The organism is Mucilaginibacter sp. (assembly GCF_965200995.1).
In the GTDB taxonomy this organism is placed as follows: domain Bacteria; phylum Bacteroidota; class Bacteroidia; order Sphingobacteriales; family Sphingobacteriaceae; genus Mucilaginibacter.
Genome location: NZ_OZ241743.1, coordinates 41,070 through 60,171 on the forward strand (window position 1 = coordinate 41,070; position 19,102 = coordinate 60,171).

Annotated in this window: 22 protein-coding genes and 1 riboswitch; of the genes, 11 read left to right on the forward strand and 11 right to left on the reverse strand. The window is 46.5% G+C overall.

Features of this window, described 5'->3' with window-relative positions:
- The first annotated feature begins 17 nt into the window (after positions 1-17).
- The 7 genes from ACY652_RS00210 (at position 18) to ACY652_RS00240 (ending at position 6,289) form a co-directional block, all read left to right on the forward strand.
- Positions 18-374 carry a DUF4174 domain-containing protein gene (locus ACY652_RS00210; RefSeq protein ID WP_462265908.1) on the forward strand — a complete coding sequence of 119 codons (357 nt, stop codon included), beginning with the start codon at positions 18-20 and terminating at the stop codon, positions 372-374.
- Positions 375-492: 118 nt separating this feature from the next.
- A complete protein-coding gene (locus tag ACY652_RS00215) occupies positions 493-1,461 on the forward strand; it encodes a glycosyltransferase family 2 protein (RefSeq protein ID WP_462265909.1) in 969 nt (322 codons plus the stop codon).
- Positions 1,462-1,482: 21 nt separating this feature from the next.
- Complete coding sequence (locus tag ACY652_RS00220; RefSeq protein ID WP_462265910.1) at positions 1,483-3,069, forward strand: ArnT family glycosyltransferase; 1,587 nt, start codon at positions 1,483-1,485, stop codon at positions 3,067-3,069.
- Between the two features lie 72 nt (positions 3,070-3,141).
- Positions 3,142-3,351, forward strand: coding sequence for a hypothetical protein (locus ACY652_RS00225; RefSeq protein WP_462265911.1), 210 nt, complete (start codon positions 3,142-3,144; stop codon positions 3,349-3,351).
- 122 nt (positions 3,352-3,473) lie between these two features.
- Positions 3,474-3,956: a PaaI family thioesterase gene (locus tag ACY652_RS00230; protein WP_462265912.1), complete on the forward strand. Its 483-nt coding sequence runs from the start codon at positions 3,474-3,476 to the stop codon at positions 3,954-3,956.
- Positions 3,957-4,219: 263 nt separating this feature from the next.
- On the forward strand, positions 4,220-4,843 hold the full coding sequence (locus tag ACY652_RS00235; protein WP_462265913.1) for an AlbA family DNA-binding domain-containing protein: 624 nt from the start codon (positions 4,220-4,222) through the stop codon (positions 4,841-4,843).
- A 45-nt stretch (positions 4,844-4,888) separates the two neighbouring features.
- Positions 4,889-6,289: an MATE family efflux transporter gene (locus tag ACY652_RS00240; protein ID WP_462265914.1), complete on the forward strand. Its 1,401-nt coding sequence runs from the start codon at positions 4,889-4,891 to the stop codon at positions 6,287-6,289.
- Here ACY652_RS00240 and ACY652_RS00245 read toward each other — a convergent pair.
- From ACY652_RS00245 to ACY652_RS00270, 6 genes are read right to left on the reverse strand one after another with little or no spacing between them, the layout of a single operon-like run.
- Positions 6,266-7,168, reverse strand: a complete 903-nt coding sequence (locus ACY652_RS00245) for a histone deacetylase family protein (protein WP_462265915.1) — start codon at positions 7,166-7,168, stop codon at positions 6,266-6,268. The genes ACY652_RS00240 and ACY652_RS00245 overlap by 24 nt on opposite strands.
- A 3-nt stretch (positions 7,169-7,171) precedes the next feature.
- Positions 7,172-8,461, reverse strand: a complete 1,290-nt coding sequence (gene kynU / locus ACY652_RS00250; protein WP_462265916.1) for a kynureninase — start codon at positions 8,459-8,461, stop codon at positions 7,172-7,174.
- A gap of 46 nt (positions 8,462-8,507) precedes the next feature.
- Positions 8,508-9,011, reverse strand: a complete 504-nt coding sequence (locus tag ACY652_RS00255; RefSeq protein ID WP_462265917.1) for a pyridoxamine 5'-phosphate oxidase family protein — start codon at positions 9,009-9,011, stop codon at positions 8,508-8,510.
- A gap of 55 nt (positions 9,012-9,066) precedes the next feature.
- Positions 9,067-9,669 (reverse strand): DNA-3-methyladenine glycosylase, encoded by a 603-nt coding sequence (locus ACY652_RS00260; protein ID WP_462265918.1) that lies wholly within the window; start codon positions 9,667-9,669, stop codon positions 9,067-9,069.
- Positions 9,656-10,315 carry an alpha/beta hydrolase gene (locus ACY652_RS00265; RefSeq protein ID WP_462265919.1) on the reverse strand — a complete coding sequence of 220 codons (660 nt, stop codon included), beginning with the start codon at positions 10,313-10,315 and terminating at the stop codon, positions 9,656-9,658. The genes ACY652_RS00260 and ACY652_RS00265 overlap by 14 nt, the downstream gene beginning before the upstream one ends.
- The gene (locus tag ACY652_RS00270; protein ID WP_462265920.1) at positions 10,315-10,791 is read right to left on the reverse strand and encodes a GAF domain-containing protein; all 477 of its coding nucleotides are present in this window, start codon (positions 10,789-10,791) and stop codon (positions 10,315-10,317) included. The genes ACY652_RS00265 and ACY652_RS00270 overlap by 1 nt, the downstream gene beginning before the upstream one ends.
- A gap of 82 nt (positions 10,792-10,873) precedes the next feature.
- Here ACY652_RS00270 and ACY652_RS00275 point away from each other — a divergent pair, with 82 nt between their 5' ends.
- Together ACY652_RS00275 and ACY652_RS00280 are read left to right on the forward strand one after the other, a co-directional pair.
- Entirely contained in the window at positions 10,874-11,578 is a 705-nt protein-coding gene (locus ACY652_RS00275) for a DUF3291 domain-containing protein (protein ID WP_462265921.1), read from the forward strand.
- Complete coding sequence (locus ACY652_RS00280; protein ID WP_462265922.1) at positions 11,575-11,823, forward strand: hypothetical protein; 249 nt, start codon at positions 11,575-11,577, stop codon at positions 11,821-11,823. The genes ACY652_RS00275 and ACY652_RS00280 overlap by 4 nt, the downstream gene beginning before the upstream one ends.
- Before the next feature lie 394 nt (positions 11,824-12,217).
- Here ACY652_RS00280 and ACY652_RS00285 read toward each other — a convergent pair whose 3' ends face one another.
- The 4 genes from ACY652_RS00285 to ACY652_RS00300 all read right to left on the reverse strand — a co-directional run bounded on the left by ACY652_RS00285 (position 12,218) and on the right by ACY652_RS00300 (position 16,238).
- Positions 12,218-12,955: a Dph6-related ATP pyrophosphatase gene (locus ACY652_RS00285; protein WP_462265923.1), complete on the reverse strand. Its 738-nt coding sequence runs from the start codon at positions 12,953-12,955 to the stop codon at positions 12,218-12,220.
- 4 nt (positions 12,956-12,959) lie between these two features.
- Positions 12,960-13,646, reverse strand: coding sequence for an SIR2 family NAD-dependent protein deacylase (locus tag ACY652_RS00290; protein WP_462265924.1), 687 nt, complete (start codon positions 13,644-13,646; stop codon positions 12,960-12,962).
- 63 nt (positions 13,647-13,709) lie between these two features.
- Positions 13,710-14,291: a DUF6580 family putative transport protein gene (locus tag ACY652_RS00295; RefSeq protein ID WP_462265925.1), complete on the reverse strand. Its 582-nt coding sequence runs from the start codon at positions 14,289-14,291 to the stop codon at positions 13,710-13,712.
- A 30-nt stretch (positions 14,292-14,321) separates the two neighbouring features.
- Complete coding sequence (locus ACY652_RS00300) at positions 14,322-16,238, reverse strand: TonB-dependent receptor plug domain-containing protein (protein ID WP_462265926.1); 1,917 nt, start codon at positions 16,236-16,238, stop codon at positions 14,322-14,324.
- A gap of 112 nt (positions 16,239-16,350) precedes the next feature.
- Positions 16,351-16,542: riboswitch (cobalamin riboswitch) on the reverse strand.
- A gap of 44 nt (positions 16,543-16,586) precedes the next feature.
- Here ACY652_RS00300 and ACY652_RS00305 point away from each other — a divergent pair.
- Positions 16,587-17,852: a serine hydrolase gene (locus tag ACY652_RS00305; protein ID WP_462265927.1), complete on the forward strand. Its 1,266-nt coding sequence runs from the start codon at positions 16,587-16,589 to the stop codon at positions 17,850-17,852.
- A 66-nt stretch (positions 17,853-17,918) separates the two neighbouring features.
- Positions 17,919-18,683, forward strand: coding sequence for an SRPBCC family protein (locus tag ACY652_RS00310; RefSeq protein WP_462265928.1), 765 nt, complete (start codon positions 17,919-17,921; stop codon positions 18,681-18,683).
- A gap of 72 nt (positions 18,684-18,755) precedes the next feature.
- On the opposite strand, the gene rplT is transcribed toward ACY652_RS00310, so the two are convergent.
- A complete protein-coding gene (gene rplT, locus ACY652_RS00315) occupies positions 18,756-19,100 on the reverse strand; it encodes a 50S ribosomal protein L20 (RefSeq protein ID WP_462265929.1) in 345 nt (114 codons plus the stop codon).
- Positions 19,101-19,102: the final 2 nt, after the last annotated feature.

Below are 19,102 nucleotides of genomic sequence, written 5' to 3' on the forward strand. Positions count from 1 at the left end.
GTGCGTGTTAATGCTTCATGGTTAAATTATTAATGCTGATGGGCGGCCTGCTGTTAAGCAACGCCCAAACCGGAAACAAGCGGCTGCTGTACCTGTACGCTGATAACGCTTCTAACCCGCAGTTACTGCAACAGCAGCAATGGTTAGCAGCCGACAAGGCGGGACTAACAGAGCGTGATTTGCAGGTTAAAGTACTGCTCAAATCGCAATCGCCAAAAGCACTTGTAAGTAAAGGCTTAAAAGAAAGTTTTACGCTGATCTTGTTGGGTAAAGACGGAGGTGAAAAACTCAGATCCCATCAGCCGGTAACACTCAAAAAACTTTATGGGCTAATAGATGCCATGCCGATGCGAAAGGCAGAAATGAAAAACTGATTACTTTTTCAGAGAAACGGAAAGGTTGGTTACCTGCCGTTTACAGGAGCACCGAAGTGCCATTTAATTCATCAGGCGCAATTTGCTATATTTGTGCGTTTTTACTTACCTCAAGCATATGCCCGAACTTTCACTGGTAATTACGGTACTTAACGAAAAGGATAATATAAAGCCTTTAATTGCTGAGATCAGGTCGGCATTGGCAGAGCTGGATTACGAAGTGGTTTTTGTGGATGACGGTTCGGAGGATGGTACGCAGAAGGAAATCATCGCACAGGCGGATGACCGCATCAAGCTGGTAGAACTGCGGAAAAACTACGGCCAGAGTACCGCCATGACGGCCGGTATTGATTATACCACGGGCGAGTATGTGGCGCTGCTGGACGGCGACCTGCAAAATGACCCAAAGGATATTCCGTTCATGCTGAACAAGCTAAAGGAAGAAGACTGGGATGTAGTGGCCGGTAACCGGGCCAACCGCCAGGATGGTATGTTTCTGAGAAAAATACCGAGCAAGATAGCCAATGCCATCATCCGCCGCATGACCGGCGTATACATAAAGGATTATGGCTGTACCCTCAAAATATTCCGCCGCGAAATTGCCGAGAACTTGGGTTTGTATGGAGAGCTACACCGCTTTATACCTGTGCTGGCCAAACTACAGGGCGCACGTATTACACAGGTTGATGTAACGCATCATGCCCGCATACATGGCCAATCCAAATACGGCATTAACCGTACTTTTAAAGTGATCAGCGACCTGATGCTGATGGTGTTTTTGCGTAAATATATTCAAAAACCAATGCACCTGTTTGGCAGTATGGGTTTTGTGTCGCTGTTTTTTGGTGTCCTTATTAATATGTACCTGTTGGTGCTCAAGCTGATGGGCCATGATATTGGCGGCAAGCCTTTGCTTATCTTGGGTTTGATCCTGGTGTTGGGCGGCATACAATTAATTACGCTCGGTATTTTGGCCGAGGTAAACGTGCGCACCTATTTCGAATCGCAGAACAAAAAAACCTATCAGGTGCGTAAAGTATATACCGGCAACAAACTTGCCGAAGTACTGCCTGTTACCATCGCATAAATTTCAACACCATCTATGCCCTTGCCCGCTATCAGATTTGTTTCTGATCAACGCCTGCTCGTACTTATTGCCTTATGCCTCATCAGTTATTTTGTAAATTTAGGCAAAGCACCTGTTTACATACTGGATGAAGCTAAAAATGCACAGTGTGCGCGCGAGATGTTGCAGCATAATAACTGGATAGTGCCTACCTTTAATGAGCAGATACGTACAGACAAGCCCCCGCTGCATTACTTTGCCATGGCGCTGGCCTACCGCACAGGCGGAATATCGCCTTACACAGCTCGCTTTTTTTCGGCAGTGTGCGGGTTATTGCTGGTTATCTTCACTTATCTTTTTGTGTTGCGCTTTTCCAATGCAGCCACTGCCTTTTTAAGCGGCCTGATACTGCTCAGTTCCTGGCACTTCACCTTTGAAATGCGGCTTTCGGTTCCCGATCCCTATCTCATTCTTATTCTTACCTCGGCTTTTTATTGTTTCTTCATTTATCATACTTCAGGGCCACCGGCACAAAAATACTTATGGCTATTCTATGTTTTATTGGGTTTGGGCGTGCTCAGCAAAGGGCCGATAGCCGTAATATTGCCTTTTTTGGTTATTACCCTGTTTTTAATTGTTCAGCACCGGTTTAACTTTTCACTTTTTAAGCATTATAAGGTCTTTTGGGGTATCGGTATTATTTTGCTGGTGTGCCTGCCCTGGTATATATTAGTGCATATACAAACGCACGGCGAATGGACACGGGGCTTTTTTATCAAAAACAACCTGAAACGTTTTGTGCGGGTAAAAGAAAAACATGGCGGCTTCTTTTTGCTGTCAGCAGCTTATGTACTTGTTGGCATGATGCCGGTTACCTTCTTCCTGACTTCCGTAGTCAAGTATATCCGGCAGGTATTTACAACTAATCTGCTGGTGCAGTATGCAGCAATAATCACAACAGTGGTTATTGTATTCTTCACCTTATCACACACCCAGTTACCCAACTACCCCATTCCCTGCTATCCGTTCATTGCCATCATAGCGGCATTCTACTTTAACCACCTGTTTCAAAAACAGCTTGCCTTTAAAATCAGCCTATGGCTGCTGTTCGCTTTCAGTTGCTGCCTGCCGGTTGCCGTGTTTGCTGCCAGCCGCTTAAGTACCAGCTTTTCGGCATTCCCTTACCTGTGGCTGCCACTCTTAATAGCCCCTGCCGGAATGATAGTTACCCTGCTTTATAATTACAAAACTAACAAACAACGGTTTACCCATACCCTGAGTGCTATGCTGCTTACCTTTATGGCTATGGCCTGGATATTGAATTTGTATGTTTATCCTAAGATATTCAGTTCAAACCCGGTAACCAGGGGTATACAGATGCACCGCCTGCACGAGCCATTGGTGGCTTTTCATATTTATAACCCGGCTTTTAATTTTTACCTGCGGCAACCGGTAAAGCGGATAGAGGATTTTGAACAGCTTAAAGCATATTTGGCGGCGCACCCCGATTGCCAGGTATTAACCCGGGCTAAAAACCTCAAACAATTAGGCGGCCTTAACCTGCACCTGTATTTTATGCAGCAGGATAACTTTGAAAGCAATACCACCTGCCTGCTGGAGCAAAAATAATAAGAGCCCGATTAATCAATCAGGCTCTCAGTTATTAATAATCTACAAAAATATGCTTAGTGAAGCGGCGGATTGCTGCGTGTAGTATCGCGCCGTGCGGTATCAGTAGCTGCAGAACGGGTGGTATCTGTAGTGGAAGTACTGCTGTTTGATGAGTCGGTTACACTGGTACTGTCTGACCCTGAATTTGCCGCCCGCTCCGAGCTGCAACCTGTAGCTGCCGCAACCACAAAAGCTGCTGCTGCCATTAAACTTAACATTTTATTTTTCATAGTGATTTGATGTGTAATTGAACTTTGGGTTAATTATGTAATTACAACACCGGTAAAAAAGTATTGTTTATATTGAGTTTCAATTCTTATAATGATAAGCTGTTCATACACAACCTTTTTAATACGTTAACAGTGAAAATTTCGGCCATCACGCTTAAATGGTTACTGCGCTTTTACCCGCCGCTGTTCTTTCAAAGCGTATGGGTAACGCATATTGAGGCAGATTTCACTTCGGCTAAAGCAAAACTCTATAAAAGCCTTTTAAACATCAATTACAACGGCACAATATACGGCGGTACCATATATGCAGCTACCGATGCCTTTTACCCTGTACTCTATCACCAATGGTTAACACATGCCGGTTATAAAGTGATTGTATGGATTAAATCGGCACAGGTGCAGTACTTGAAACCGGGCCGCTCAGCACTCAGTTTTCAGTTTAATATTAGTTCTGAAGAAATGATGGCTGTGCAACAGTTGCTGCGTACCGAGGGCAAGACGGTAAGAAACTGCATTACCGAACTTTTTAACAGCACCGGCGAATTATGCGCCATTGTACATACTGAGGTGTATATCCGGAACTTGAATTTTATTTCGCCCGAAAGCAAACTGTAAGAAAGTTATTGATGCATTGATGTTTAACATCCGCATGAAACCGAAGCCATAGCACAAAAAACATTATTAAAATCCGCACACCATCAGCGTTGGTCTGACGTTTATATAACCAGGATAAACAGAAAGGAAATGTGGGTAAGTAACAGCGTTGCATATTTTGCATAGCTTTGTTATTTTTCAACTCCGGATTAATTGAACAGCCGCAGCCTGAAAGCAGAAACTAATTTAAGCCTTTGCCGGCAAACCCAACCCGAAACGAGAAGATGAATTTAAAAAAGCTGATTGCAGAAGGCGAAGGTGTTTCACTCGATTTTAAGAAAACCATCACCAGTTGCGAAAAGATAGCTAAAACTATGGTTTCCTATGCCAATAACAAAGGCGGGCGGCTGCTGATAGGTGTAGCGGACGATGGTACCATTAAAGGTGTAAAATCTGAGGACGAGGAGCGGTACATGATTACCAAGGCCGCACATTTTTATGCGCGCCCTGCGCTGGAACCGATTTTTGAAGAGGTTTATTACGACGACAAGATTGTGCTGGTGGTAGAAATTGAACCCAGCGATACCAAGCCACATTATGCCTTAGGCGACGACGGTAAATGGTGGGTATATATACGTGTAAAAGATAAAAGCGTGCTGGCCAGCAAAATTGTAGTAGATGTACTTAAGCGGTCGGACCAGAAAGAGGGTGTGCTGATTGAATACTCTTCAAAGGAGAAGGCCCTGCTGGAATATTTGGAAACGCATGAGCGCATTACCGTTAAGGAGTACTGCACCCTGCTCAACTTAAGCCGCAGGCGTGCGCAGCGTATTATGGTTAATCTGGTACTGTCAGGCGTAATCAGGGTGCATACTACCGAGAAAGAGGAGTTTTATACGGCCGGTTAGTACAGGTGCATTGCTTACCTTTGCCCTAACCCTAATCTGTACCTTATGGCCACGGCGTTTTTTCAGCAATATAAACAGCACTACAAAACCAATCTGAAGCTTGCCTTCCCGGTGGTGGTATCGCAATTAGGGCATACCCTGGTACAAACTGCGGATGGCATTGTGGTGGGCCACTTTGCAGGTACGGTGGCACTGGCTGCGGTTGCGCTGGTGAACAGTATTTTTATTATCACGCTGGTACTTGGCATCGGCGTGGCTTACGGGCTTACACCGCTTATTGCGCAGCACAACGGGCGCCACGAGCATCGGCAGTGCGGCCAGCTGCTGATGAACAGCCTGCTTATTAATATCGTTACCAGTACAGTATTATTTGTCGCTGTATATTTCGGTTCCATGTACCTGATCAGTCATTTGCACCAGTCGGCAGCGGTAGTGCAACAGGCGCGGCCCTACTTGTTTTTATTAGGTTTATCCCTATTGCCGCTGATGATTTTTAACACTTTCAAGCAGTTTGCCGAGGGCTTAAGCTTTACCAAACAGGCCATGATGGTTTCCATCTGGGGCAACGTGCTCAATATCTGCCTGGGCGTTATATTTGTAAAAGGCTTATTTGGCATCCGCCCGATGGGGATAGCAGGTGTAGGCTACAGTACATTAATTGACCGGTGCGTAATGGCCATGGTAATGGCTGTGTATGTGTTCAGGTCGGCCCGGTTCAAATCTTATTTAACCGGTTTTGGTGTATCGGCCCTAAACTGGCTCCAAAGCCGACAAATTTTAAAATTAGGATTGCCCGTAGGGTTGCAGTATTTCTTTGAAGTGAGCGCCTTTGGCGGTGCCACTATCATCATCGGGCAAATTGGCGTTATACCCCAGGCCGCCCATCAGGTAGCCATCAATTTATCAAGTATCACTTACATGATGGCCAGCGGCGTGGCCGCTGCGGCTGCCATTAAAAGCGGCAACTATTTCGGGCAGCGCGAATATCAGCTGTTCCGGCTCTCGGCCATATCCAGTTATCACATGGTGCTGGTATTTATGAGTTTTACAGCATTAATTTTTGCCTTGGCGAATCATTTATTGCCCTGGATTATTACCAGTGACCGGCAGGTAATTGCCATTTCGGCTAATTTGCTGGTTATTGCCGCTGTGTTTCAATTGTTTGACGGCGCCCAGGTGGTGGGCTTAGGTGTACTGCGCGGCATGGGCGATGTAAATATACCCACCATCATTACTTTCCTGGCCTACTGGGTAGTAGGCCTTCCGGTGGGTTACTGGCTGGGCATTCAACTGCATTGGGGAGTTAACGGCGTTTGGTATGGTTTAACGCTGGGCTTTATGGTTGCAGCATTGCTGCTGTACTTCAGGTTCACTACCTTCGGCAAGAAGCAGTTCATCGGTACCCGTCCCGAACAGTTGGCATCAGAAATAGATGTCATTGGCTAAACGGAAAGTATTGCAGTGGGCATCCACAATATCCTTAATTTGCGGCGAGTAGCCGCCGCCCATACTTACCTGAACCGGGATATGATGCTGTTTGCACTGCTCAAATACAAAGCGGTCGCGGGTGGCGCATTCTTCTTTGGAGAGGCATAGCTTACCTAACTTATCGGTTGCCAGTACATCCACGCCAGCCAGATAAAATATAAAATTGGGCTGCACGCTATCTATCAATCGGGGCAAGGTTTGATACAACAAATTCAGGTAGGCCTCGCCACCGGTATTGTCCTCCAGCGGAATATCCAGATCAGACTTCTCCTTGCGAAACGGAAAGTTTTTGGCGCCGTGCATAGAGAAAGTAAATACCCTCGGCTCGTGCTCAAATATCTGTGCCGTACCGTTGCCCTGGTGTACATCCAAATCCACGATAAGTATCTGTTTAACCAACTGTTCCCCCAGCAGGTAATTAGCCGCTATTGCCTGGTCGTTCAGCATACAGAAGCCCTCGCCCCAGTTGGTCCCGGCATGATGGGTGCCGCCTGCTACATTAAACGCCACCTGGTTTTCGATGGCATAGTGGCAGCCATCAATGGTACCCTGGGCTATGCGCAACTCCCGCTCCACCAATGCGGGAGTGAGCGGAAAGCCAATTCGCCGCTGCTCTTTGGCAGGCAAAGTTAAATCACATAATTCCTGAAAATAGGTGGCATCGTGCGTCCATAAAACTGTCTTTTTTGATACTTTTTTGGGAGAATAAAGACTTTTTTGGGAAATTATGCCCTCATATAAGAGCTGCGCCGGTATCAATTCATACTTCAGCATCGGGAAACGGTGCCCTTCCGGCAGCGGGTGCGCATAGATAGGATCGAAGGCAATCTTTAACATTACCTACACTGCAACTGCTTGCTCAATCCCCTGCTTTAAAACTGCCGCTGCCTGGTACACGTCCTCACAGGTATTGTAGAGCGGCACCGGGCTCAAGCGTATCACATCCGGCTCGCGCCAGTCGCCTATCACGCCATGAGCGGACAAATAGTTGAATACCGCTTTACCATGTTGCAGGAATATTAACGATAACTGGCAGCCGTGCTCCTGCTCATTCCTGGGCGTAATAATCTCAAATATACCCGGTACGGCATTCATTATTCCTTCAAGCAAAAACCTTAAGTAGCCGGTCAGCATCTGGCTCTTTGCCGTTAGTTTAGGCATTCCTCCGGCTTCATCAAATAAACTCAGCGCCGCTTTATGGGCGGCCATCAATAAGATCGGGCTTGTACTCACCTGCCAGCCTTCAGCGCCCGCTTCTGGTTGAAAACCGGGCTGCATCTTGAACCTTGCTTCGTTGCGATACCCCCACCAGCCTGCAAAACGTGGCAAATCAGCATTGTTAAAATGCTTTTGATGCACAAAAATACCGCTGATACCGCCAGGGCCGGAGTTCATATACTTATAGGAGCACCAACTGGCAAAATCAACGTTCCACTCATGTAGTTTCAGGGCTACATTACCTGCGGCGTGAGCTAAATCAAACCCGGCATAAGCGCCGGCTTTATGGGTTGCCTCCGTTATTACTGCAATATCAAACAACTGCCCGGAGTAGTAATTAACGCCGCTGAACAAAACTAACGCCAGTTCATCCTGGTGTTGCCGAATAGTACTGATGATATCTTCCGTACGTAGCGTAACGGCGCCCTTACGAGGACGAACTTCAATAATGGCGTTTTCCGGATTAAAGCCGTGGAACCGAACCTGGCTCTCCACTGCATACTGGTCGGAGGGAAAGGCTCCGGCTTCCATAATTATCTTAAACCGTTTTACCGAAGGCCGGTAAAAACTTACCATAAGCAGGTGCAGGTTCACCGTTAAGGAGTTCATTACCGTTACTTCATCAGGTAATGCGCCTGTTATGCTGGCCAGGGGTTTTATCAGTTGCCTGTGGTATTGCAACCAGGGTTGTTCGCCCTGAAACCATCCTTCTACCGCCAGGTTTTGCCAAACAGCAAGCTGCTCATGAACATACGCACCTGTTTGCGCGGGTTGTAAACCCAGCGAATTACCGCACAGGTAAACAGCGTCCTTACCCTGAAACTGAGGTATTAAAAACCTTTTTCTAATCCCCTTCAATTCATCCTGCCCGTCCAGTTGAAGGGCAAACTGAAGTGTGTTTTGGTATTCCATTAGTCAAGTATACAAAAAAGCGGATATTGATATCCGCTTTTTTGCTTTACAGGTCTACCACCTCGTGCGTACCGGTAGAGGGCTTGCCGGTAATGGCTGATTTTACCATATTTAAAACCATAGCCACCTTGCCGGTGCTGCCTTCCCAATATTCCACCTCGGTAGGGTCAACTTTTAATAAAATGAGCTTAGGATCATCCACGCCAGCCGGAAAATAAGCTTCAACAAAAGGATTCCATAAGCTGCGCATCCTGTCGCGGTCATCCACTAAACCAGCTACCCCTTTAATACTCATCCAAAAACTGGTTTCCTTATCCGCATAGGTAAGCGAAACCTTATTTTCGTGCGATATCTCATCCACCTTAGACGAATATTCATTGGTAAAAAACCAGATATTACCTTCAGCATCCACCTCGGCAGTTCCCATCGGCCTGCTTTGGAAACCTTTTTCGGTAGTAAAAGTAGTAAGCATACCGGTACGGATGCTATCAATTTTATCACGCATGAAACCAATGGTTTCCAGCCTCTTTAAGTCTTTCTCGTAATCCATAATTTTAAATGCTTGTTAGCTATATAACTGATAAGAAGCGTTTTTGATTGAATTTTTAACGATTAGGTTTACTTACGTAAATGTTGCCCTTTACAAAGAACCGGTAAGGCAGCAAAGCATCTTCGCCGGCGTAAGCTACGCCTATTCTCGGGCCGGCTTTTATTTCCTCATCCGTATAGTACTTCTCCCGTTCCTCAATCCATAATACATCGCTCTGCAAACTCATGCCATTGAGTTTCCGGCTGATGCCTAAGGCCTTACCTACCGAGCCCGGCCCGGCTGTAAGATTAGGCTGTACCAACGACATGTTGCGCCGGTACAGCATCGTATCTATTCCTTCGGCTGGCTCAATGGCCCTGATCAGCACGGCATGAGGCTGCCCTGCTGCAGAAGTTACCACATTAAACATCTCATGTATGCCGTAGCACAAATAAACATAGGCAACGCCGCCGTGTGCATACATGGTTTCTGTGCGTGCCGTGCGGCGGTTACCATAGGCGTGGGAGGCTTTATCTGTTACACCATTATAAGCTTCGGTTTCCACAATAATGCCGCCGGTGGTTACGCCATCTAACCGGGTGAACAGGTATTTACCCAACAAGTTTCGGGCGATCTGTACTACATCAGTACCGGTATAAAAGGTTTCAGGTAACTTCATTTTTAAGGATATTTATGATTGCTGCGCTTACTTCGTCCACCCTGTTGAACACCATATTATGGCCGCCTTTATCAACGATAATGGTTGATTTTGCAGCACGGCGTGAGGAGAACACAACATCCTTATTACCATGTATCTGATAAACCGGCTTTAAAGGCACGGGCGGCTGCCAGTGCAGTACCGCATGAACAGCCCATTTGAAGAATGCCGGTGATATGTCCCTGATCATCTCAACAAACAAATTAGTTTCGGCTTTGCTGCGCAAACCAAATACAGGGTTAACCACTGTACGCAGGGCAGGAAGCAGTTGCACCGGTATAATCCTGTATACAGGTACACATCTGAATATTTTGTAATACCAGGGAAATTCCCTTACTGACTGGATGCTGGATATCAATATTGCACACTTTAAATTAACCCTGCTGCTGATTTCTACAGTAAGCATACCACCTAATGATACACCTGCAACTATGGCCCCCTCGGCTATCTGATATTCATCGATTAAATTTTGGGCATAAACGCCCAGGCTATCTGCACTGTCCGGCTGCAACCAGTCCACAGGTATTAATTCGTAACCGGGCAGGTTAAGGTAGTTGAATAAACGCCGGTCGGCCCCTAAACCAGATATGAGATATACTTTTTCCATTACAATTGAAGCAACGCCGTTATCTGGCTCAAGTACTTCGCATCTGTTTCATCAAACTGGTTTAATTCAGTACTGTCTACATCAAGTACGCCTGTAACCTGCCCATCTTTGATTAGCGGTAATACAATTTCCGATCTGGATTGAGAACTGCAGGCAATGTGCCCCGGAAACTGCTCCACATCAGGTACAATCAGCGTTTCGGCCTGTTGCCAGGCGCTGCCGCAAACGCCCTTACCTTTAGCGATGCGGGTACAGGCTACCGGCCCCTGGAACGGGCCTAACACCAGCTCGTCATTCTTTACCAGGTAAAATCCCACCCATAACCAGTTAAACTGTTCTTTTAACGCTGCGCAAACGTTTGCCATATTGGCTATACTGTCGGTTTCGCCACTAAGCAAGCCCGCTATCTGCGGTAATAATGCTTCGTACTGAGCCGTTTTATCCGCCGATTGTAAAATGGTTAAATCTTCTGCCATGATTGCAAAGGTATACGGCAAGAGGCAATGCCGGATAATGGTAATCTCATAAATAATCTTTTACTTCGCTTTTGTAATGCTGATGAGTTTAACCCTGGTGCGGTACCGCAAAACCTTTGTGCCCTTTGCGCTTCTGGCAATGGCGCTGCACCGGCTGCCGCTGTGGCTAAACCGGCAATGCCGCTTCTGGAAACTGCTGGGCTGCGGCCGCAAAGGCAGCTTTGACCTTACGCCCGACTGGCAGCAATGGGGCCTGCTGGCCGTTTGGGACGATCAGAAAGCGTTTGAACATTTTAACCGCCAATCCTTCGTTAGCCGTTGGTGGAACTGGTTTGCTGCCGAACGCTGGACGATTTTATGCGAGCCTTTGCAAAGCCATGGGTTGTGGGATGGGCAGCAGCCCTTTGGCACAGGCAAGCAGAGCAGCGCCGATGGCCCGGTAGCTGTGCTCACCCGCGCCACTATCCGCCCCGGCAGGGCAAGGGCATTCTGGGCAAACGTGGATGAGGCGGCCGCTCCGTTGAATAATGCCAGTGGCTTTATCACTTCGGTTGGCATCGGTGAAGCGCCGGTACTGCGGCAGGCCACCTTTTCGGTATGGCAATCGGAAGAGGATGTAAAGGCGTTTGCCTACCGGGGCCGTAACCATGCCGATGTAATTAAGAAAACCCGGAAGGAGGGCTGGTACAGCGAAGAACTGTTTGCCCGCTTTAAACCTGTAGCTGCCTGGGGCGCCTTAAACGGTAAAGATCCATTGAACGGCTTACTGACCACTGAACAACCATGAGAATAATAGCAGAACTGCCGCATCCGGAATTTAAGATCTCGATACTGAGCATGAACCAGAAGTTTATTGTAAAGATTGAGCAGGGCGGCCTGGAACAAACCTACAAAATGGCCGAAATGGAACTGACCGACGGCGTGAACAGCGTTTTTGAACTGCTGGATGAAGAGTTTCTAAGTAAGGTAGCCAGCCGCTTTACAGCAATGCGGCAGGACTGGAAAGACAGTTACTTCCGCTATAACTACTAACCGGGCAGCACATTGCGACACGATAGATATGTAAGAGATTTTTGATGTTAATAAGGCCGCCTTCAGCTTATACTGAATGTATTTCCGGCCTCTTACCGGCTGCGCCGACATTAAGGTAAAAACACAGGCCGCCTATATTTTGCGGGGTACTGAAACAAATTAAGTATGGCCTGATACCTGCCTTAGGGTATGGTAATGCATCAGCCCGATCAGCTCAATAAATGGTTAAAAAAGTGTAAAGGCAAAGTTTACACAATTCAGAAAATACTTCGCTTAAATAATTGATAATCAACAAACTAAAAAAAACGATGGTTTACACTTTTTAGAGCTTTTAGTTGTACTGTTTAGCGGTAAAAAATCGCACATTTTCAGTAGCCGGTGTTTGATTCCGGAATTACTCAAGTGATGCCGGATACATAAAATCGCAATACCAGAAGCCGGCTGTTTGGGGCGCTATAACCTTATGGTGAACTCCATCTTGGCGCTTAGGCGCCTGATACGCTTTAAATACCTTTTCCCCTTTAACCACCGGAATGGGCTGACTGAATAGCGGCCCATCGTAGGTAAACGTATGAAACTCGCCGTTCTCTCCGCATACATCCACTTCGGGCGGCAGCGCCGCTATAAGGTTGGGCGTAATCTCCTCTCCTGCCAGGTGGCCGAGATTGGCCTGCGTACAGGTGATCACGGTTTTAAAACCACTTTCTATAAATTCCTTTATCAGTAGCCGGGTATCTTCCTGCCATAACGGGTATAGGCCCGTTAGCGCAGCTTCGGCAAGGCGGGCATCCCGGTAATCCCTCAAATCCTGCAAAAATATATCGCCATAAACCGCGTGTGTGATGCCCAGCTGCTTAAAATGCTGGTAGTGCCGGTGCATTGCCCGGTCATAAGTAGCCATATCCGGCATTTCTGGCAGGCGGATCTGGTAGAGCGGTATGCCGATACTTTGAGCCTGCATCAATAACAACTGTTCGCGCACGCCGTGCATGGAGATACGGTTGGCTTCATTATTCAGCGTGGTCACCAGCCAGCATACCTCGTAAGCCGGATTTTGCAGTAAGCGATGTAGTGCCAAACTACTGTCCTTGCCACCGCTCCAGCTAAAAAAGCATTTGATTTTTTCGGGCATTGGTTCAGGCGTTCAACAGTTCATCCACCAGTTGCGGCACACCTGTTCCTGCTTTCTCCTGTATTTTTACGAAGCGCGCAGGCAGGCCCACATCAGGCACGTTAGGATCAACGATGTAAACCGGCACTTCACTGCCAACATAATGCACCAGGCCGGCTGCCGGGTAAACCGCCAGTGAGGTACCTACAATAATAAACAGGTCGGCCTGCTCACATATAGCGATGGCTTTCTCCATCATGGGCACCGGCTCGCCAAACCAAACCACGTGTGCCCGTAACTGTGAGCCTAATTCGCATAAGTCGCCCATTTTAATTTCACTGCCCTCCAGCGGGTAAGTTAATTCCGGGTTGGCGCTGCTTTGCGAGCGGGTGATGATGCCATGCAGGTGCAGCACCTGTGAAGAACCGGCCCGTTCGTGCAGGTCGTCAATATTTTGGGTGATGATATCTACCGTATACTTCTCCTGCAATCGCGCCAGTGCAAGGTGGGCAGCATTGGGCTGTGCGGCCAGTACATCGCCCCGGCGCATGTTATAAAAGTCCTGCACCAGTTCGGGGTTGCGCTGCCAGGCATCAGGCGTGGCTACGTCTTCAATATTGTACCCCTCCCACAGGCCGTCGGTATCGCGGAATGTCAGCAAACCGCTTTCGGCGCTGATACCCGCACCGGTTAATACCACTATGTTTTTCATAAAATACAGGTCTACAAAAAAAGCGATGATCGCTCATCGCTTTTAAAAATATATAAAGTGTGATTAAACCGTTACGGTGTGCTGCGTGCGGGCAACCCTGTTCCGGCTCCTCATCCACTCGTAACCGCCGAACAATACCGCACCAAAAGCCGCATCGGCCAGCAGCATGTTGCGCTCAAAAGGAATGGCCATAGTTAATGATTCAAAATAACCCAATAAACCCTTTGCATATAGCGGACTGTTCAGCCAGGGCTCAATATCTGTAATGAGCCAGTGCAACGCTACTGCGCCCAATGAGGCCAGTAATACACTGGTTACATTTACTTTTTTAATCAGGCCGCCAACAAATACCATTGCGATAAAGCTGATATATACGGGCCATGCACCGCTGTTCCAAAGAACCAGCTTAGGCACATATAAATAATTGATAAATATATTGGTGATAAACAGCACCAGAACTACGGTAAGCACAGCTTTCCATTTATCGGCAAAATAAGCACCGCCAAACAAGGCCAGTGCGCCCAGTGGCGAAAAATTGCTGAGTGCAGGCACTTCGAAGCTTACAAAACGCATGGCGCCGGTTGATACAATAGCTGAAAACATAAAGATCAGAAAGGCCGGCAGGCGCAGGTTCATTTTTTGCATAACACTTAATTGTTAAACAAAGATAATCAACTAACGGTGAATGTTAAAGCTCAGGCCGGCATTAAAGTTAGTGCCTAAGGCTGTATAGCCGTACAAGTCTGCATATTTTTCGTTCAGTATGTTCTTTACATCTACAAAAAGCTTGAAGCGGTTACTAATGATCTTGTACTCTGCATAAGCGTCCAGCAGTGAATAACCTTTTAACTGCTGCTGCTGATTGGTGAAGGTGCTGTAATCAAAGAATAAATCGTTGCGGTTACTGTAGTGGCGGAAGTTAATATTAAAATACAGCTTCTCTGTGCCCTGTACTGCCATGAGCAAACCAACCGTATGCGCCGGTCTGCGATAAAGGAAATTGAGCTGTTGTGGTGCTGCATTTGGCGTTAACGTAATGGCCGCCGCCTTCAGATAGGTATAATATCCCTTAAAGCTAAATATACCAACGTTTACTGATGGCTCAACTTCAATTCCTTTAACAATTTGCCGGTCCTGGTTAAAATAGCCTTGCGGTGTAAGGTATACAATGGCATTGGTAACGCGGCGCTTATATATATCGGCACGCAGATTAAATACATTGTTAAAAAGCTGAGTACTAAAGCCAGCCTCATAATTATTCGACTTTTCGGGTTTTAAGCTTGGGTTTGCACCATATTGCCCGAATAATGCGCTCAGATCAGGCGCTTTGAACGAAGTAGATACCGTACCAAATAATTTAAGTTCATTATTGGGTAACAGGTTTACTGATGGAGTTATGGAATAAGTCCAGTTGCTGCCATAATTACTCTGGTGATTATATCTTGCCCCTGCCTCCAGATTAAATACAGAACCAACATTACTTAAATAAAGCGACCCATAAGCCGCAAACAGGTTAGCCGACGAATCGAGCCTGGTTTGCCCTGAGGCATTGATACGGCTGTAGCGGTTATCCACACCAGCCAGCAGGGTTAAGTGTTTTCCTAACTGATGATTCAAATACAGTTCAAAAAAGTTCAATCTTCCCTTTTGGGGAGAGTTACCATATTGGGTGTTATAATTACGACTGGTATTTTCGTAACTGTAGTTAAAGTTTATTGATCCTTTGTTCAACAAATAAACTGCATTGGTGCCTGTATTTAAGTGCCTTACAAAGTTAGAGTTGGCAGCGTCTGTAAAGCCGCCATCATCATATTTATAATTTCCGTAATAGTAACGGATGAACGGATTGATATGCAGGCGCTGCGTTGCTTCAATGCCGAACTGCGCATTTAAGGCATCCTGCACATTGCCGTCCTTATCAAAATAAGCAGTGCTGCCGGCAGGGCGGGCTGCTTCAGAAACCCCATCGGTACGCTCATGGGTATAATTCAGGTTATAACTAAACTTATCGATCCGGCTGTTTAAGCCTATACTGCCTTTGGCTGTACCATAACTGCCGGCAGCCAATACGCCATTTATGTTTAATCCATTCTGCGCCTGCTTCTTGGTAACAATATTAATTACACCGGCTACAGCATCAGACCCGTAAAGTGTGGACTGCCCTCCATATAGGATCTCGATATGGTCTATCTGATCAACAGCCAGCAAACGCAGGTCGAAAGCCCCGCCTAATCCCGATGGGTCACTCACCAATACGCCATCTAATAGAACAAGCGTGTACTTGTTGTCGGCACCACGCAGGTAAACGCTTTTGTTAAGGCCCGAATTGCTGCCCGCACCGTTTACCACGATGCTGGCCTGCTCATTGAGCAGTTGCGCCACCGATTTGCCGGAGCTGCGCTCCAGCTGCTGGCGGGTAATTACGCTAATCACCTTGCCTGACTGGGACTGTTTCTGGTTAATCTTGGTGGCTTGTATCGCCACATCATTCAGCACACGGGTAGAGTCCGTTTGCGCATGAGCTGCCATGTTAAGCAGCACGAGTTGAGCAAGCCCCAGGCCTGCCACAACCTTTACATAGTTTTTTTTCATGTTTTGTGAGTGTTAACCCACAGCACACGCAAAAGCAAAAAATCGTCAGAAATGAAAACACACTGATCAGATGAGTAATTCATATCCAAAGCTTTATACCGCGAAAGCTGTGAACCATATCATGCATTGGGCAGGTCTTCTGGCTCGTTCCGCTGCTATCCGGCCTTCCCGAAAGCTTACTTTCAGTGGCTAAAGAATGGATAACAACTTAATGGAACTTACAGCTGCGCGACAGCTCCGGATTTACACCGGTATTCCCTTTTAATTCCGGCCACGGCCGGAAACCAAATGCGCAGCAAACTTACAATAAGTTTAGCAAATGCCGCCCCACTGTTTATATTTATGGGTATGAAATATTTAACCCGCCTTATTCTTACACTATTATTTATGTACAGTACAATGTGTGATGCACAATCCACGGATACAGTATTTCTAAAAACCCTGCTGCAAGCCCACCCTGATTTATTTGGCAAAGTACTGGCCCATCCGCAGCAGAACGAGGTGCAAATTCTGTATACCCAGATAAACCGGGATAAGCATAATTTCCCATCGTTTAAATCTTACAGTTATCGCTTAACTGCCGACCGCTACTTTTACCCCGCCAGTACCGTAAAGCTGCCTGTGCTCATCTTTGCGCTTGAAAAACTGAACCGGCTGGGCATAAAAGGATTAAACAGGCAAAGCGTAATGTTTACTGACAGCGCCTTCGCGAAGCAAACCAAAGTTACTGCTGATACCACTGCAAAAAGCGGGAAACCCAGCATTGCGCAATACATTAAACGCATTTTGCTGGTGAGTGATAATGATGCCTACAACCGGCTGTATGAATTTGTAGGGCGGAAGGAGATTAACCAGAAACTGAAGCGGTACGGCCTGTACAATACCCGTATCATTGGCCGCCTGGCTGTGGGCGATGGCGGCGAAAACGCAAGGCATACCAATCCTGCCGATTTTTATACGCCTTCCGGCAAGCTGCTGTACCACCAGCCGGAACAATATGATGAGAGCGATTACCCGATGCAGTTAAGCAATATGCAGCAGGGTAAAGGTTATCTGGACAGTAAAGACCAGTTGGTGATGCAGCCTTTTGATTTCAGTAAGATGAACGTCTTTCCGGTCATTGATCAGCAGCGCATTATGAAAAGCCTTATGTTTCCGGAAGCTTATCTGCCCGAACAACGCTTTAATTTGACGGATGAGGATTATGAACTGATTTATAAATACATGAGCATGTACCCACCCGAAAGCGGGATTACGGGATATACTGCGCCTGCGCATAGCGCCTTGAGCGAAAAATTCCTGTACTATGGCTCCGATTCTACCATCGGTGTTCAGCCAACGCTTCGGATATTTAACAAAATCGGCGACTCTTACGGCTATATGATAGACAACGCCTATTTTACTGATTTTCAAAACAAGGTGGAATTTATGCTTACCGCCGTGATACAATCCAATGAGGACGGTATTTACAACAATAATAAGTACGAATATGATACGGTATGTTTACCCTTTCTGAAAAATCTGGGTTATCTTATTTATGAGTATGAATTAAACAGAAAAAAGGAACATCTCCCTAATCTTAATCGCTTTAAATTTAAGTATAACACTAAATAATTTAAGATAAACAAAACTACTGTATTCGCTGCGTGTTTATTTTTCACCTATCAAAAAACAAACACCATGGCAGATTCAGCATTAAAAGACACTTTGTTATTACATACGGATACCACCGAAAGCGGCCCCATCAACCTGGAATGGCCGGAACGCTATATTTCAATAGCGGCAGGTGCAAGAATTGCTTTATCCGGCCTGGCCGGTATTATAAAAAGCCCCTTCAGCAGTATCGTTAAGTTAGGTGCAGGCGGCTACCTGCTGAACCGCGGCGTTACCGGGCATTGCGAATTATACACCCGTTTGGGCAAAGTGAACACCGACCCGGTGAATGTGAACATCCGCAGCTCATTTACTATAGATAAGCCGCGTGAGGAAGTATATAAATTCTGGCGCAAACTGGATAACCTGCCTTTGTTTATGCAGCACCTGGAAAGTGTAGAAGTGATTGACGAAAAACGCTCGCACTGGGTATTAAAACTGCCTACCGGCGTAGCTAAGGTAAGCTGGGATGCCGAGATTGTGAAAGACGAACCCAATGAAATGATTGGCTGGAGTTCGGTGGAAGGCTCGATGATCGACAATGCCGGTAAAGTGCGTTTCAAAGATGCCGAAGATGGCAAAGGAACCATTATAGATGTAGTAATTACTTACCAGCCACCGGCAGGCGGCGTAGGTTTGGGTGTGGCTACCGTAATCAGCCCGATATTTAAGAAGATGGTAGATGATGATGTACGCAACTTTAAGCAGTACATGGACATTAACGATAAGCCCTATCAATACAGTGATGGGGACAGTAGCCAAACTGGCAACGCCGATCATCATGTGTTATAATAGTTTAAAAAAGAGCTATAAAAGAAAAAAACCGCTTAAATAAGCGGTTTTTTTCTTTTAATATTCATGCAATTACTTTACTGCATCAACCACAGCTTTAAAAGCTTCCGGGTGGTTCATTGCCAAATCGGCTAATACCTTACGGTTCAAGCCGATTTCTTTAGCGGCTAACTTACCCATCAATTGCGAGTAAGAGATACCTAACTGGCGTGCACCGGCGTTGATACGCTGAATCCACAAGGCGCGGAACTCTCTTTTCTTGGTTTTACGGTCGCGGTAGGCGTACTGTAAACCTTTTTCTACTGTGTTTTTTGCAACGGTGTATACCTTGCTGCGAGAACCATAGTAACCTTTGGCAAGGTCCATGATTTTCTTTCTTCTTCTTCTTGACGCTACTGCGTTTACCGAACGTGGCATGT

What these genes read in the sequence shown, in the direction of transcription:
- ACY652_RS00265 (WP_462265919.1), bottom strand. Translation starts at nt 10,315, where the DNA reads ATGGAAAAAGTATATCTCATATCTGGTTTAGGGGCCGACCGGCGTTTA.
- ACY652_RS00215 (WP_462265909.1), top strand. Translation starts at nt 493, where the DNA reads ATGCCCGAACTTTCACTGGTAATTACGGTACTTAACGAAAAGGATAAT.
- rplT (WP_462265929.1), bottom strand. Translation starts at nt 19,100, where the DNA reads ATGCCACGTTCGGTAAACGCAGTAGCGTCAAGAAGAAGAAGAAAGAAA.
- kynU (WP_462265916.1), bottom strand. Translation starts at nt 8,461, where the DNA reads ATGGAATACCAAAACACACTTCAGTTTGCCCTTCAACTGGACGGGCAG.
- ACY652_RS00275 (WP_462265921.1), top strand. Translation starts at nt 10,874, where the DNA reads ATGAGTTTAACCCTGGTGCGGTACCGCAAAACCTTTGTGCCCTTTGCG.
- ACY652_RS00295 (WP_462265925.1), bottom strand. Translation starts at nt 14,291, where the DNA reads ATGCAAAAAATGAACCTGCGCCTGCCGGCCTTTCTGATCTTTATGTTT.
- ACY652_RS00285 (WP_462265923.1), bottom strand. Translation starts at nt 12,955, where the DNA reads ATGCCCGAAAAAATCAAATGCTTTTTTAGCTGGAGCGGTGGCAAGGAC.
- ACY652_RS00260 (WP_462265918.1), bottom strand. Translation starts at nt 9,669, where the DNA reads ATGAAGTTACCTGAAACCTTTTATACCGGTACTGATGTAGTACAGATC.
- ACY652_RS00290 (WP_462265924.1), bottom strand. Translation starts at nt 13,646, where the DNA reads ATGAAAAACATAGTGGTATTAACCGGTGCGGGTATCAGCGCCGAAAGC.
- ACY652_RS00245 (WP_462265915.1), bottom strand. Translation starts at nt 7,168, where the DNA reads ATGTTAAAGATTGCCTTCGATCCTATCTATGCGCACCCGCTGCCGGAA.
- ACY652_RS00255 (WP_462265917.1), bottom strand. Translation starts at nt 9,011, where the DNA reads ATGGATTACGAGAAAGACTTAAAGAGGCTGGAAACCATTGGTTTCATG.
- ACY652_RS00305 (WP_462265927.1), top strand. Translation starts at nt 16,587, where the DNA reads ATGAAATATTTAACCCGCCTTATTCTTACACTATTATTTATGTACAGT.
- ACY652_RS00310 (WP_462265928.1), top strand. Translation starts at nt 17,919, where the DNA reads ATGGCAGATTCAGCATTAAAAGACACTTTGTTATTACATACGGATACC.
- ACY652_RS00210 (WP_462265908.1), top strand. Translation starts at nt 18, where the DNA reads ATGGTTAAATTATTAATGCTGATGGGCGGCCTGCTGTTAAGCAACGCC.
- ACY652_RS00270 (WP_462265920.1), bottom strand. Translation starts at nt 10,791, where the DNA reads ATGGCAGAAGATTTAACCATTTTACAATCGGCGGATAAAACGGCTCAG.
- ACY652_RS00280 (WP_462265922.1), top strand. Translation starts at nt 11,575, where the DNA reads ATGAGAATAATAGCAGAACTGCCGCATCCGGAATTTAAGATCTCGATA.
- ACY652_RS00240 (WP_462265914.1), top strand. Translation starts at nt 4,889, where the DNA reads ATGGCCACGGCGTTTTTTCAGCAATATAAACAGCACTACAAAACCAAT.
- ACY652_RS00235 (WP_462265913.1), top strand. Translation starts at nt 4,220, where the DNA reads ATGAATTTAAAAAAGCTGATTGCAGAAGGCGAAGGTGTTTCACTCGAT.
- ACY652_RS00300 (WP_462265926.1), bottom strand. Translation starts at nt 16,238, where the DNA reads ATGAAAAAAAACTATGTAAAGGTTGTGGCAGGCCTGGGGCTTGCTCAA.